The organism is Micromonospora sp. LH3U1, from assembly GCF_028475105.1.
Classification (GTDB): Bacteria; Actinomycetota; Actinomycetes; order Mycobacteriales; family Micromonosporaceae; genus Micromonospora.
Genome location: NZ_CP116936.1, coordinates 6,776,954 through 6,790,863 on the forward strand (window position 1 = coordinate 6,776,954; position 13,910 = coordinate 6,790,863).

12 protein-coding genes are annotated in these 13,910 nt (G+C 72.0%); 9 read left to right on the plus strand and 3 right to left on the minus strand.

The features are described 5' to 3' along the window. Window positions 1-33: 33 nt before the first annotated feature. Complete coding sequence (locus PCA76_RS31115; protein ID WP_272614029.1) at window positions 34-696, minus strand: adenosylcobinamide amidohydrolase; 663 nt, start codon at window positions 694-696, stop codon at window positions 34-36. A 143-nt stretch (window positions 697-839) separates the two neighbouring features. Here PCA76_RS31115 and PCA76_RS31120 point away from each other — a divergent pair, with 143 nt between their 5' ends. From PCA76_RS31120 to PCA76_RS31160, 9 genes are all read left to right on the plus strand, one after another. Then, window positions 840-1,517, plus strand: a complete 678-nt coding sequence (locus PCA76_RS31120) for a Crp/Fnr family transcriptional regulator (protein WP_007466162.1) — start codon at window positions 840-842, stop codon at window positions 1,515-1,517. A 110-nt stretch (window positions 1,518-1,627) separates the two neighbouring features. After that, window positions 1,628-2,371 (plus strand): metallophosphoesterase family protein, encoded by a 744-nt coding sequence (locus PCA76_RS31125; protein WP_272614034.1) that lies wholly within the window; start codon window positions 1,628-1,630, stop codon window positions 2,369-2,371. Between the two features lie 100 nt (window positions 2,372-2,471). After that, the gene (locus tag PCA76_RS31130; RefSeq protein ID WP_272614036.1) at window positions 2,472-3,077 is read left to right on the plus strand and encodes a TetR/AcrR family transcriptional regulator; all 606 of its coding nucleotides are present in this window, start codon (window positions 2,472-2,474) and stop codon (window positions 3,075-3,077) included. A 37-nt stretch (window positions 3,078-3,114) separates the two neighbouring features. Next, on the plus strand, window positions 3,115-3,912 hold the full coding sequence (locus PCA76_RS31135) for a TIGR03084 family metal-binding protein (RefSeq protein ID WP_272614038.1): 798 nt from the start codon (window positions 3,115-3,117) through the stop codon (window positions 3,910-3,912). Continuing rightward, window positions 3,909-5,591, plus strand: coding sequence for an acyclic terpene utilization AtuA family protein (locus tag PCA76_RS31140; RefSeq protein ID WP_272614039.1), 1,683 nt, complete (start codon window positions 3,909-3,911; stop codon window positions 5,589-5,591). The genes PCA76_RS31135 and PCA76_RS31140 overlap by 4 nt, the downstream gene beginning before the upstream one ends. Continuing rightward, window positions 5,588-6,784, plus strand: coding sequence for an acyl-CoA dehydrogenase family protein (locus PCA76_RS31145; RefSeq protein WP_272614040.1), 1,197 nt, complete (start codon window positions 5,588-5,590; stop codon window positions 6,782-6,784). The genes PCA76_RS31140 and PCA76_RS31145 overlap by 4 nt, the downstream gene beginning before the upstream one ends. After that, entirely contained in the window at window positions 6,781-8,382 is a 1,602-nt protein-coding gene (locus tag PCA76_RS31150; RefSeq protein ID WP_272614041.1) for an acyl-CoA carboxylase subunit beta, read from the plus strand. Before PCA76_RS31145 ends, PCA76_RS31150 begins: the two co-directional genes overlap by 4 nt. Window positions 8,383-8,394: 12 nt before the next feature. Continuing rightward, entirely contained in the window at window positions 8,395-10,371 is a 1,977-nt protein-coding gene (locus PCA76_RS31155; protein WP_272614042.1) for an acetyl/propionyl/methylcrotonyl-CoA carboxylase subunit alpha, read from the plus strand. A 14-nt stretch (window positions 10,372-10,385) separates the two neighbouring features. Continuing rightward, window positions 10,386-11,549, plus strand: a complete 1,164-nt coding sequence (locus PCA76_RS31160; protein WP_272614043.1) for an acyl-CoA dehydrogenase family protein — start codon at window positions 10,386-10,388, stop codon at window positions 11,547-11,549. 106 nt (window positions 11,550-11,655) lie between these two features. Here PCA76_RS31160 and PCA76_RS31165 read toward each other — a convergent pair whose 3' ends face one another. Continuing rightward, window positions 11,656-12,867, minus strand: a complete 1,212-nt coding sequence (locus tag PCA76_RS31165; RefSeq protein WP_272614045.1) for a hypothetical protein — start codon at window positions 12,865-12,867, stop codon at window positions 11,656-11,658. Beyond that, complete coding sequence (locus PCA76_RS31170) at window positions 12,864-13,805, minus strand: transporter substrate-binding domain-containing protein (RefSeq protein ID WP_272614046.1); 942 nt, start codon at window positions 13,803-13,805, stop codon at window positions 12,864-12,866. The genes PCA76_RS31165 and PCA76_RS31170 overlap by 4 nt, the downstream gene beginning before the upstream one ends. Window positions 13,806-13,910 lie beyond the last annotated feature (105 nt).

The following is a 13,910-nucleotide window of genomic DNA, read 5'->3' on the forward strand; positions in this document are numbered from 1 at the left end:
AAAACGCGCCGACGACAGCCGATCGGGTGGAAGTTAGCCGGTGAGCTGCTCGGACCAGGGCACGACCGCCCGTGCGCCCCCGGCGAGCACCGCGGCGTGCACCGCTCGGGCGAGCGGAGCGCCCCAGGTGGAGCGCGGCCCGGCGTACGCGGCCTCCGGCCCGGCGACCGGGCAGAGCACGGTGACCGCGTCGGTCGGGGTGCCGGTCCCCGGCAACCCCAGCTCGGTGATCGCCTGGGTCTTCGCCTCGGTCGCGGTGGCCACCGCGTTGACCAGTGCCGAGTCGGCGAGCCGGGCCGGCACGTACACCACGATGTTGACCGTGCCGACGCGCTGGGCGAGCCCGGCCGGAGCTGGCGCGGCCGCGAGCACCGGTGTGCCGAGCCCGACCGTCGCCCAGGCCCGCACCCCGGTGTCGGTCCGCGCCACCACCTCTTTCACCGCGACGCCGGTCAGCAGACCAACCCCCGGCCCGTCGAGGGCCAGGTCGGCGGCGAGCTCCGCCAGGTGCGTGGCGGGGTCGTTCCGGTCGTACGACATGGGCACGGTCGCGTTCAGCACCCACTGCCGGACCCCGATGCCGCCGCCCAGTGGGCCGCTGCTGACTGCCCGCAGAGGCACGTCCGCGCGCCAGACGAGCAGCGGAATGTCCCGGCCATTCTCGGCCCGGCTGGTCAGAATCGGCTCGCTCAGCACGTCGGGCAGGTTACGCCCACCGATCACGATTCCAGGGGCGACCTCTGATTCATGCTCACGTGCGCCTAGACTTGGCGGCGCGCGAGGGGATCAGCGGACGGCGGACCCGGCCGACGGACGGCACGCGTAAGCGGAGGTGCGCGATGGACGAGGTACTGGCCCGCAGCGGGATCTTCCAGGGTGTTGACCCGGAAGCTGCCGAGGCGCTCGCCAAGGAGATGGAGACGATCGAGGTCCGCAAGGGCGAGATCGTCTTCAATGAGGGCGAGCCCGGTGACAGCCTCTATATCCTGCTGTCCGGGAAGATCAAGGTTGGTCGCCGCGCAGCGGACGGCCGACAGAACCTGATCGCGGTGATGGGGCCGTCGGACATGGTCGGTGAGCTGTCGCTCTTTGACCCTGGTCCGCGTACGGCGACCGCCACCGCGGTGACCGACACCCGGCTGGTGCGACTGCGCAAGCAGGCGCTGCGGCCGTGGCTGAACAACCGCCCGGAGATCGCCGAGCAGTTGCTCCGGGTGCTCGCCCGACGGCTGCGCCGGACCAACGACTCGCTCGCCGACCTGATCTTCACGGACGTGCCGGGCCGGGTCGCCAAGAACCTGCTCCAGATGGCTGGCCGGTTCGGCACCCGCGACGGCGGCGTCCTGCGGGTGACCCACGACCTCACCCAGGAGGAGATCGCGCAGCTCGTTGGCGCCTCCCGGGAGACGGTCAACAAGGCGCTGGCCGACTTCGCCTCGCGCGGTTGGCTACGGCTGGACGGCAAGAGCATCATCATCCTGGACCCGGAGCGCCTGGCCCGCCGCGCCCGCGTCTGAGCAGCACGTCACGTCCCCGCCTCCGTCACCGACGGTAGGCGGGGACGTTTGCTATCTGCCCGGCGCAGAATCGCTGGCCTCAGGGCGATGCCAGCGGTGAGGGTGGGGCCATGGTGAATCGTGTTGCTGTGCTCTCCGACATCCATGGCGTCCTACCGGCGCTGGAGGCCGTGTTGGCTGAGCCGGACGTCGCCGCCGCCGATCTGCTCGTGCTCACCGGTGACATCGCCGCAGGTCCGCAACCGGTCGAGGTGCTGGACGTGCTCGCCGGCCTGGGCGACCGGGTGTGCTGGGTCGGGGGCAACGCGGATCGCGAGCTGGTCGAGGCCCGCGGTGGGCACCCCGCGTCGATCGAGGTGTCGAACTGGGCCGCCGGGCAACTGCGCGACGACCAACTGGCCCGGCTCGCCGCGCTGCCGGCGACGGTGACGCTGGAGATCGATGGCCTCGGGCCGACGCTGTTCTGCCACGCGACACCGCGCGACGACGAGGAGGTCGTGCTCGTCGACTCCCGGATGGCACGCTGGGTGGAGGTGTTCGCGGGTCTTCCCGCCGACGTCTCCACGGTGGTCTGCGGCCACACGCACATGCCCTTCACCCGGCTGGTCGACCGGCGCCTGGTGGTCAACCCGGGCAGCATCGGCATGCCGTACGGGGGCGCGGGGGCGTGGTGGGCGCTGCTCGGGCCGGGCGTCCAGCTGCGCCGCACCGCCTTCGACGTGGACGCGGCGTGCGCCCGGGTGGCAGCGGAGTCGACCTTCCCCGACGCCGCCGCCTGGGCCGACGAGTACCTGCGCTCCCAGCACAGCGACGCCGACGCGCTGGCCGTCTTCGGCCCCCGCGACGGCCGCTGACGCGGCACGCCGTTGGACGGCGGCGCGCTCCACGTCCGCGACGCCGGCCCTAAAAAAAGTCAGTCTTGACTGTTTGTTTCTCAGGCCGCAGGCTGTTCCCGTGTCCACCGCATCGACGCGTGTCCCCCAGCAGGAGCGCAGCCGCGCCACCCAGGCCCGGCTGCTGGAAGCGACCGTCGACTGCCTGATCGAGCACGGCTGGTCCGGCACCACGACCACCGTCGTCGCCGCACGGGCCGGGGTCTCGCGTGGGGCCCAGTTGCACCACTACCCCACGAAGGCCGCCCTGGTGACGGCCGCCGTGGCCCATCTCGCCGAGCGGCGGGCCTCCGAGTTGCGCACCGAGGCCGAGGCGTTGCCGGCCGGCCCCCAGCGGCTCGACCGGGTGATCGACCTGCTCGGCGTGGCGTTCACCGGGCCGCTGTTCGTGGCCGCCCTCGAGCTCTGGGTCGCCGCCCGCACCGATCGGGAGCTTCGGGACGCGCTGGTGCCGCTGGAGGCGACTGTCGGCCGGGAGATGCATCGCCTCACCGTCGCCCTGCTCGGCGTCGACGAGCGGCGACCTGGAGTCCGCGAAGCGGTGCAGGCCACCCTCGACCTGCTCCGCGGGCTCGGGGTGGCCAACCTGCTCAGCGACGACTCGGCCCGCCGCACCGCCCTGTTGACCACCTGGAAGCGCCAGCTCGCCACCCTGCTCACGCCCTGACCGCCGGCCGCAGCGGCCACCACCGACCGGAGGCACCATGGTCGACCTCAACGACCTGCTCGCGGATCTGGCCGCGGAGTCCGCCCAACTGGATGCCCTGGTGGCACCGCTGTCGGCGGCCGACTGGTCTCGGCCGACCCCTGCGCCAGGCTGGAGCATCGGCCACCAGATCGCCCACCTCGCCTGGACCGATCATGTGGCGCTGCTGGCCGCCACCGATCCCGAGGCGTTCTTTGCGACGGTGACCGCAGCGCCGGACCCGACCAGGATGGTCGACCAGGGCGCCGAGGACTTCCTCGCCCCGCCGGTTGAACTGCTCGCCCGCTGGCGGGCCGGCCGGGTGGCGCTCGCCGACGCACTGGCCGCCGTCCCGGCCGGCGAGAAGCTGCCCTGGTACGGCACCCGGATGTCGGCCACCTCGATGGCGACCGCACGGATCATGGAGACCTGGGCACACGGTGCGGACGTGGCCGACGCGCTCGGCGTCGTCCGCCCCGCCAGCGACCGAATCCGGCACGTCGCGCACCTTGGTGTGCGTACCCTCGGGCACGGCTTCGCCGCGCACGGCCGGGTGGCACCGACGACGCCGGTCCGGGTTGAGTTGGTCGGGCCCGGCGGTGACACGTGGAGCTGGGGCCCGGCGGACGCCGCCGACCGGCTGACCGGCCCGGCTCTGGATTTCTGCCTGCTGGTCACCCAGCGCCGAAACCGCGCGGACCTCGCGCTGGCCGCCAGCGGCCCGGTCGCGGACGAGTGGCTCGACGTGGCGCAGGCGTTCGCCGGCCCGCCGGGTGCCGGCCGCGAGCCGGCCGGCACGGACGGGGTACGGGCATGATCCGGATCGGAAACGCCTCCGGCTTCTACGGCGACCGGTTCAGTGCCTGGCGGGAGATGCTCGACGGGGGCGAGCTGGACGTACTGACCGGGGACTACCTGGCCGAGTTGACCATGCTGATCCTCGCTCGGGACCGCCTGCGCGACCCCGACCTGGGCTACGCGAAGACGTTCCTGCGTCAACTGGAGACGTGCCTCGGCACCGCCCTGGACCGGGGGGTGCGGATCGTGACCAACGCCGGCGGGCTGAACCCGGCCGGACTGGCCGCCGCCATCGACGCCCTCGCAGGCCGTCTGGGCCTGCCAGTCCAGGTCGGGTACGTCAAGGGCGACACGATCCAGCGTCCGGACGCGTTGAGCGCGAACGCCTACCTCGGCGCGTTCGGGATCGCCGCGTGCCTCGACGGCGGTGCGGACGTGGTGGTCACGGGCCGGGTCACCGACGCGTCGCTGGTGGTCGGCCCGGCCATCGCGCGGTACGGGTGGGGCCGCGACGACCTCGACGAGCTGGCCGGGGCGACCGTCGCGGGGCACCTCGTCGAGTGCGGCGCACAGGTCACCGGCGGCAACTTCAGTTTCTTCACCGAGCTGCCCGACGGCGGGCGTCGGCCCGGATTCCCGATCGCCGAGGTGCACGCCGATGGCTCGACGGTGCTCACCAAGCATGCGGGTACCGGCGGCGCGGTCACCGTGGAGACGGTCACCGCCCAACTGCTCTACGAGATCGGTGGGCCGGCGTACCTGGGTCCGGACGTGGTCACCCGACTGGACACGGTGACGTTGCGACCCGACGGGCCGGACCGGGTCCGGGTCTCCGGTGTCCGGGGCACGCCGCCGCCGGCCACGCTCAAGGTGGGCGTCAACAACCTCGGCGGATTCCGTAACTCGATGACATTCGTCCTCTGTGGGCTGGACATCGAGGCGAAGGCGTCTCTGGTCCGGGGGCAGGTCGAGGAGGCGGTGGGCAAGGACGGGCTGGAGTTCGTGCTGGCCCGGACCGACCACCCGGATGCCGCCGACACCGAGGCTGCCAGCGCACTGCTCCACGTCCACCTGCGCGACGGCGACAAGGCGCGGGCCGGACGTGCCTTCTCGGCCGCCGCGGTGGAGCTGGCACTGGCCTCGTACCCGGGCTGCACGCTGACCACCCTGCCGGGCGACGCGACACCGTATGGCGTGTTCACCGCCGACGCGGTGCCGCAGGACGCGGTGGCGCATGTCGCGGTGCTGCCCGGCGGTGAGCCGGTGCCGATCGCCCCGCCGATCCGTACCGCCCTCGCTCCCGCCCCGGAGACCGAGACAGTCCCGGGGGGTGACGCGGTGGTCGACGGCCCGACCCGGCGCGGGGCGCTCGGCGAGTTGGTCGGTGCGCGCTCCGGAGACAAGGGTGGGGATGCCAACCTCGGTGTCTGGGCGCGAACCGAAGCCGGGTACGCGTGGCTGCGCGCCTGGTTGACGGTGGAGCGGTTGGCCGAGCTGCTGCCGGAGACCGCGCCGCTGTCGGTGCGGCGCTACGAGCTGGCGAACCTGCGGGCGATCAACTTCGTGATCGAGGGCCTGCTCGGGGCGGGGGTGGCCGCGTCCACCCGCTTCGACCCGCAGGCCAAGGCGCTCGGCGAGTTGCTGCGCGCCCGGATCGTCGACCTACCGGCCGACGTGCCGACGGGAGTGACCCAATGAGCATCGTGGACACCCCGGAGCGACGGCAGCTGCGTGAGCTGGCCCGTGGCTTCATGACGCGTGAGGTGCTGCCGCACCTGGACGACTGGGAGCGGGCCGGTGAGGTGCCCCGGGCGCTGCACGCCACCGCGGCGAAGCTCGGCCTGCTCGGCATCGGCTTCCCCGAGTCGGTTGGTGGCAGCGGCGGTGACCTGCTCGACTCGATCATCGTGACCGAGGAGCTGATCCGCTCCGGTGGCTCGTCCGGGCTGGTGGCGGCCCTGTTCACGCACGGCATCGCGTTGCCGCACATGGTCGCGGCGGCCGGCGCCCGTACCGGCGGGTCCCTGGGCGGCCGGCTCGGCGTCGCCGCGACGCCCGGCGACGGCGACCTGATCGAACGGTACGTCCGGCCCACCCTGGCCGGCACGATGATCGGCGCGCTGGCGATCACCGAACCGGACGGCGGCTCGGACGTGGCCGCCATCCGCACGACCGCGCGCCGGGACGGCGACCACTACGTGGTGAACGGGTCGAAGACCTACATCACCAGCGGGCACCGGGCCGACTTCGTGACCACGGCGGTCTGCACCGACTTCCCCGGGAGCGGCGAACTCACCCTGTTGGTCATCGACAAGGGGTTGCCCGGGTTCACCGTGGGGCGCCGGTTGGAGAAGTTGGGCTGGCACTGCTCGGACACGGCGGAGCTGTCGTTCGTCGACGTGCGGGTGCCGGTGACCAACCGGATCGGCGCGGAGGACACCGGCTTCCTGGCGATCATGCAGAACTTCGCCGCCGAGCGGCTCTCGCTGGCCACCCAGGCGTACGCCACCGCGCAGCGCTGCGTCGAGCTGACGATGCGCTGGTGCCGGGACCGGGAAACCTTCGGGCGTCCGCTGGCCAGCCGACAGCTGGTCCGGCACCGGTTGGCCGAGATGCACACCCGGACCGAGGCGGCCCGGTCGTACGTGCACGAGGTGGCCACCCGGGTGGCGGCCGGGGAACCGGTGGTGACCGAGGTGGCGATGGCCAAGAACGTGGCGGTGGCCGCCTGCGACCAGGTCGTCGACCAGGCATTGCAGCTGCACGGCGGCTTCGGCTACCTGCGCGACGCGGAGGTGGAGCGGCACTACCGCGACGCGCGGATCCTCGGCATCGGCGGCGGCACGACCGAGATCATGAATGAGATCATCGCGAAGGGAATGGGGCTGTGAGCACCCTGGACACCGCGGTCGACCCGTCCGCACCCGCGTACGCGGCGAACCGGGCGGCTCTGCTGGACCGACTGGCCGAGTTGGACGGGGCGCTGGACCAGGCCCGGTCCGGCGGTGGCGAGAAGTACGTGACCCGGCACCACGCACGCGGCAAGCTGCTCCCCCGGGAGCGGATCGAGCTGCTGGTGGACCCCGACAGCCCGTTCCTGGAGTTGTCGCCGGTCGCCGCGTACGGCACGGATTTCCCGGTCGGGGCCAGCGTGGTCGCCGGCATCGGGGTGATCGAGGGCGTGGAGTGCCTGATCGTCGCCAACGACCCGACGGTACGCGGCGGCGCGGTCAACCCGTGGTCCCTCGCCAAGACCCGACGGGCCGGCGAGATCGCCCTGGCCAACCGGCTGCCGATGGTCAATCTGGTCGAGTCGGCCGGGGCGGACCTGCCCACCCAGGCGGACATCTTCATCCCGGGTGGTCGGGTGTTCCGTGACCTGACCCGGCTCTCGGCGGCCGGCATCCCCACGGTCAGCGTGGTCTTCGGCAACGCCACGGCTGGTGGCGCGTACGTGCCGGGGATGTCCGACCACGTGATCATGATTCGGGAGCGGTCGCAGGTCTACCTGGCGGGGCCGCCGCTCGTGAAGATGGCGACCGGCGAGGTCACCGACGACGAGTCGCTGGGCGGCGCCGCGATGCACGCGGCCACGTCCGGGCTCGCCGACTACCTGGCCGAGGACGAGCGGGACGGCATTCGGCTGGCCCGGCAGTGCGTACGCCGGTTGAACTGGCGCAAGCAGGGCCCGTCGCCGCGTACGGCGGTGCCGCAACCACCGAAGTACGACCCGGAGGAGTTGCTCGGCATCACCAGCGCCGACCTGAAGGTGCCGTTCGACCCGCGTGAGGTGCTGGCCCGGATCCTGGACGGCAGCGACTTCGACGAGTTCAAGCCGGCGTACGGGGACGCGCTGGTCACCGGCTGGGGCGAGCTGCACGGGTACCCGGTGGGCGTGCTGGCCAATGCCCGCGGGGTGCTGTTCAGCGAGGAGGCGCAGAAGGCGGCTCAGTTCATCCAGCTCGCGAACGCCGCCGACACCCCGTTGATCTTCCTGCAGAACACCACCGGCTACATGGTCGGCACCGAGTACGAGCAACGCGGCATCATCAAACACGGCGCACTGATGATCAACGCGGTGTCCAACTCGACGGTGCCGCACCTGACGGTGAACCTGGGTGCCTCGTACGGGGCCGGCAACTACGGCATGTGTGGTCGGGCGTACGAGCCGAGGTTCCTGTTCACCTGGCCGAACGCGAAGTCGGCGGTGATGGGCCCGGCACAGCTCGCCGGAGTGCTCTCCATCGTCGCCCGGCAGGCCGCTGCCGCTCGGGGGCGCGACTACGACGAGGAGTCCGATGCGGCGATGCGAATGATGGTCGAGCAGCAGATCGAGTCGCAGTCGGGCGCGCTCTTCCTGTCCGGCCGGCTCTACGACGACGGGGTGATCGACCCCCGGGACACGCGTACGGTCCTCGGGCTCTGCCTCTCGGCGATCCACAACGGACCCGTGAAGGGCGCCGATGGTTTCGGCGTCTTCCGGATGTAGGGGGCTGGTCTCTTGATTACTCGACTTCTCGTCGCCAACCGGGGGGAGATCGCCCGCCGGGTCTTCGCCACCTGCCGCGCGATGGGTGTGGAGACCGTCGCCGTGCACTCGGACGAGGACGCCGACGCGCCGTTCGTCGCCGAGGCCGACCAGGCGGTCCGGCTGCCGGGGGCCACGCCGGCCGAGACGTACCTGCGGGTCGATCTGATCCTGGACGCGGCCCGGCGCAGCGGCGCGGACGCCGTCCACCCGGGGTACGGGTTCCTCGCCGAGAACGCCGAGTTCGCGGCGGCGGTGACCGACGCCGGGCTGACCTGGGTCGGGCCACCGGCCAAGGTGATCGCCGCGATGGGCGACAAGCTCGCCGCGAAGGCGCTGCTCGCCGAGGCGGGTGTGCCGATGCTGCCGAGCTGGTCCGACACCGACGAGATCACCGACTTTCCGGTGCTGGTGAAGGCGTCCGCCGGGGGCGGCGGGCGCGGCATCCGCATCGTCCGGGACGCCTCCGCGCTGGCCGAGGCCGTCGCCTCCGCGCGCCGCGAGGCGGCCGCCGCGTTCGGCGACGGCACGGTCTTCATCGAGCGGTACGTCGAGCGCGGCCGGCACGTCGAGGTGCAGATCTTCGGCGACGCCCACGGCCGGGTGGTGGCCCTCGGTGACCGGGAGTGTTCGATCCAGCGCCGGCACCAGAAGATCGTCGAGGAGGCGCCGGCGGTCGTGCCGGAGCGGGTGCGGACGGCGTTGCACGAGGCGGCGGTGGCCGCCGGGCGCGCGGTCGACTACCTGGGCGCGGGCACTGTGGAGTTCCTGCTCGCCCCGACCGGCGAGTTCTTCTTCCTGGAGATGAACACCCGGCTCCAGGTGGAGCACCCGGTCACCGAGCTGTGCACCGGGCTGGACCTGGTGGGGTTGCAACTGCTCGTCGCCGAGGGTGAGCCACTGCCGGCGACCCTCCCGGTCAGCTCCGGGCATGCGATCGAGGTACGCCTCTGCGCCGAGGACGCCGGGGCGGGTTGGCGGCCGGACACCGGCACCCTGCACCGGTTCACGGTCTCCGGAGTGGCGGCCGAGTTCGCCGGGCTGGCCGGGCCGGGCCTGCGGCTCGACTCGGGCGTGGTGGCCGGCTCGGTGGTCGGGGTGCACTACGACTCGATGCTGGCGAAGCTGGTCGCCTGGGGTCGCACCCGTGCGGAGGCGACCCGGCTGCTGTCCACCGCGCTGGCCCGGGCCGAGCTGCACGGGGTGACCACCAACCGGGACCTGCTGGTCCGGGTGCTGCGCAGCCCCGCGTTCGCCGCCGTGGAGATCGACACCGGTTTCCTGGACCGGCATGCGGAGGTCTTCGCCCCGCTGCTTCCCGCCGACCGGCTCCCGCTGGCCGCTCTCGCGGCGGCACTCGCCTCGGCCGCCGGCCGCCGCGCCGACGCGCGGGTGCTGGCCGGGCTGCCGTCCGGCTGGCGCAACGTGTCGGCCGTCCCGCAGGTCACCCGATTCAGCGGGCCGGACGGCGAGATCGAGGTCCGCTACCGGCTGGACCGCACGGGCGGGCTCGCCGAGTGGTCCGCCGACCTCACCGCCGCCGACCTCACCGCCGCCGATCTCACCGTGGCGCTGGTCGAGGCCTCCCCGGATCGGGTGGTGCTCGACGTCGACGGGGTGCGGCGCGCGTACCGCGTACACCGGGTGGGGTCTGCGGTCTTCGTGGACGGGCTGGACGGGGCGGCGAGCCTGGCCGAGCTGCCACGTCTCCCGCTGCCCACCGCGGAGGTGGCCGCCGGGTCGCTGCTCGCGCCACTGCCCGGCGCGGTGACCCGGGTGCATGTCCAGGTCGGCCAACGGGTCGCGGCCGGCGACCTGCTGCTCACCCTGGAAGCGATGAAGCTGGAACATCCCGTGCTCGCCCCGACCGACGGCGTGGTCGCCGAGCTGCCGGTGCCGGCCGGCGGTCAGGTGCGCACCGGCGCCGTGCTGGCCGTCATCGACAACTGAAGAGGAGAACACCGATGACCTTCGACCTCACCCCCGAGCAGGACCAGCTACGCGACGCCGTACGGGCGTTGGGACGTCGCTACGGCCACGGCTACTTCGTCGAGAAGGCGAAGGCCGGCGAACACACCACCGAACTCTGGGCCGAGGCCGGACGGCTCGGCTACCTGGGGGTCAACATCCCCACCGAGTACGGCGGCGGAGGCGGCGGCATCACCGATCTGGCCATCGTCTGTGAGGAGTTGGCGGCGGCCGGTTGCCCCCTGCTGCTCCTGGTGGTCTCCCCCGCGATCGCGGCCACCGTGCTGAGCCGGCACGGCACCGAGGAGCAGCGCAAGCGACACCTGCCCGGTCTCGCCGACGGCTCCCAGAAGATCGTGTTCGCGATCACCGAGCCGGAGGCCGGCTCCAACTTCCATCGGCTCGGCACGGTGGCCAGCCGTGACGGCGACGGCTGGCTGCTCAACGGCCGTAAGTGCTACATCTCCGGGGTCGACGAGGCCGATCACGTCCTGGTGGTGGCCCGAACCGAGGACTCCTCCACCGGAAAGCTCAAGCCCGCGCTGTTCCTCGTGCCGACCGACGCGGCGGGGCTGACCCGGTCCAAGCTGGACATGGAGATCGTGTCCCCGGAGAACCAGTTCCTGCTCTACCTGGACGACGTGCGGGTGCCCGCCGACGCGCTGGTCGGTGAGTCGCTGGACGCCGGGCTGCCGGCGCTCTTCGCCGGGCTCAACCCGGAGCGGATAACGGTGGCCGCGATGGGGGCCGGCACCGGCCGGTACGCCATCGAACGGGCCAGCGAGTACACCGCCACCCGCAAGGTCTGGGGCGGCCGGAGCATCGGCTCCCACCAGGGCGTGTCACACCCACTGGCACACGCGGCGGTGCAGGTGGAACTGGCCCGCCTCATGATTCAGAAGGCGGCGACCCTGTACGACGCCGGCCGCGACCTGGAGGCCGGAGTGGCCGGCAACATGGCCAAGTACGCGGCCGGGGAGGCAGCCGCGCTCGCCGTCGACACCGCCGTTCAGGTGCTCGGCGGGGCCGGCATGACCACCGAGTACGGGGTCGCGACCCTCCTCGGCGCGGTCCGGGCCGGGCGGATCGCCCCGGTCAGTCGAGAAATGATCCTCAACTTCGTGGCCCAACACCTCCTCGGCCAGGAGAAGTCGTACTGAGCCGCGTGATCGACTCGGTTTCCTTGATTCCGGGGTGTCCGAGCGTCAGCGATACCCCGACTGTCAGGAAACCGAGTCGATCGTGACGAACAGCGCGTAGCGACGGTCAGGCTGGGGTGCGGCAGGTGGCGTCGATGCGATGAACCGGGCGGACGCGCCGACCCATGCCCTCCAGCAGTGAGTCCTCGACGTGAAAGTCGTGGATGCGCAGTTGGTGGCGGGGCAACTCTTCCTCGCTCGGGCAGAGCACCTGTGCGCGGACCAGGTCGACCGGCACATACCGCACGCCGCCCTGCTCCTGCAGGATCACCATGTTGACGTCGTCCGTGGTCACCACGTGCCCGCGTACGTCCTCGGTGGGGCCGTTCTCCGCGCCCACCGTGGTGACGGTCAGCGGCAACACCGGTGTGCTGATCACCGGCACCGCCGCCCAGACCAGCGTGGCTAGCACCGCCACCTCGGTCACCGACGCCAGCGGCCGGATCACCACCCCCGGCAGCGGCCCCGCGATGAACAGGGCCAGCACCGGAGGCACCACGATGAGTGCCAGCACCAACAACTCGCCCTGCTTCTCGGCGTGGCGCAGCGTCGGCAGCATCAGCCAGCCGTACCCGGCGACCAGCACGACGATCATCAGCAGCCGGGGCACCACCCGCTCGTGCAGCCGCCCAGGGCGGAGCTGGAACGCGGCCACGAACGCCGGCAACAGCAGCGGAAGGTAGAGCAGCGGCCAGGTGATCAGGGCGAGGAGGAAGCTGGCGAGCACCACCCAGGCCGGGGTGATGTCGGCCCAGCGGGCGAAGAGCGGACGGCGACGGGTGCCCGGCGGGAGTCGGTCCGCGCTGACGGCCAGCACCGCGCCGAGCGCGAAGACGGCGACCATGCCGGTCGAGAGCAGCCGGGCCGCCGTGGTCAGGAAGCCGGCGAGCAGGTTGACCGGCCCGACGTTCGCCACCAGCAGCAACGTGGTCTGGAGTTCGCCGCCCGCCTCCACCCCGAGGCGGAGCACCGAGAAGATCGCTGGTACGCCCACCACGGCCGTCCAGAACGACTGGCTGGCGCGGGCGCGCCGCTCCGCCGGGTCCCATCGAACCCGCCCGGGCTCGACGTCGGCGACGACCGGCGCGGCGGGCTCGGCGACCGGCACGCCGGCCGGCCAATCGACGCCGTCCACCGCACCAGCGGCCGGCGGCGCGGCAGTCTGCGACGCTGCCCCCGTACCGTCGATTGTCGACGATTCGGCGATGTCACCCGGCACGGATGTGCGGGGCGGCGGGACCGGACCGTCGCCGCCCGTGGAGGTCGGCGCCGCGCTCACTTCGTGGGCACCTTGTCGTCGAAGTCGACCAGCTTCGGCACCTCCAGCGGTTGCGGCTGGCGTTTCTCGGCCTTCAGCCACGGGCCCAGGGTCCGGTTGTACGCGGTCTGCCACGGACTTCCCTGCTCGTCCCGCCCCTGCTGGTAGCTCTTCTGCAGGAAGAACGCGACCAGGTCGCGCAGTGCCGGGTCGCCGATCGGCACGCCGATGCCCAGCAACTCGCTGGTGCCGAACGGCAGGTCGACGATCTCGAACTCCTTGGGGTGCCGGGCCAGGAAGCCCGCGAGGATCGTCTCGTCCGAGCTGACCGCGTCGTAGCGGCCCGCCCGGATGCCGGCGACGCAGTCACCGACGGTCTTCACGACCAGAGCCTTGACCTGGTGACTTTCCAGCTCGGCCTCGCTGGTGGAGCCGCCGCTGGTGCAGATCTTGTAGTTCGGGTTACGGAGGTCCTCAATGGTGCTGATCTTGCCCCGCAGCCGGGTCGGCACCATCACCTCCTGGGTGGTGACGAAGTACGGCCCGGCGAAGCTCACCACCTCCTTGCGCTTCTCGGTGATGGAGAAGCTGGACACCACGAGGTCCACCGTGCCGCCCTGCAGCGCGGGGATCCGTTCCTCGGTGGCGACCGGAACGAACTCCAGCCGCTGGTCCCCCTCGTAGCCGAGGGAGGCGGCGACGTACCGGGCGATCTCGACGTCGAACCCGACGTGCTGGCCGTTCCGCAGCTCACCCATGAGCGGCTCGTTCGTGGCGACACCGATGCGCAGCTTCGACTGCCCGTAGATGTGCGTCTCGCGCATCTTCTCCTGCACCGACTGCAGGTCCGGTTCCTTCCTACTGTCGCAACCGGCGGCGGCGGCCAGCGCGAGAGTGAGGGCGACCGCCAGCGTCGATGCGACCGAGCGGAGTTTGGACTGCGAACTGCCTGAGTTCATGCGCACCTCGCTGCCGGAAGAGCCTGCGGGACACCGAGAGTAGCGGTTCGTGTCTATTTCGTGTGGACGCCGCCGAGCATGTCGAGCGACCGGGCAGCCTGGCGG

Coding starts and splice junctions, on each gene's coding strand:
- PCA76_RS31135 (WP_272614038.1), top strand. CDS start 3,115: ATGGTCGACCTCAACGACCTGCTCGCGGATCTGGCCGCGGAGTCCGCC.
- PCA76_RS31170 (WP_272614046.1), bottom strand. CDS start 13,805: ATGAACTCAGGCAGTTCGCAGTCCAAACTCCGCTCGGTCGCATCGACG.
- PCA76_RS31140 (WP_272614039.1), top strand. CDS start 3,909: ATGATCCGGATCGGAAACGCCTCCGGCTTCTACGGCGACCGGTTCAGT.
- PCA76_RS31145 (WP_272614040.1), top strand. CDS start 5,588: ATGAGCATCGTGGACACCCCGGAGCGACGGCAGCTGCGTGAGCTGGCC.
- PCA76_RS31160 (WP_272614043.1), top strand. CDS start 10,386: ATGACCTTCGACCTCACCCCCGAGCAGGACCAGCTACGCGACGCCGTA.
- PCA76_RS31120 (WP_007466162.1), top strand. CDS start 840: ATGGACGAGGTACTGGCCCGCAGCGGGATCTTCCAGGGTGTTGACCCG.
- PCA76_RS31125 (WP_272614034.1), top strand. CDS start 1,628: ATGGTGAATCGTGTTGCTGTGCTCTCCGACATCCATGGCGTCCTACCG.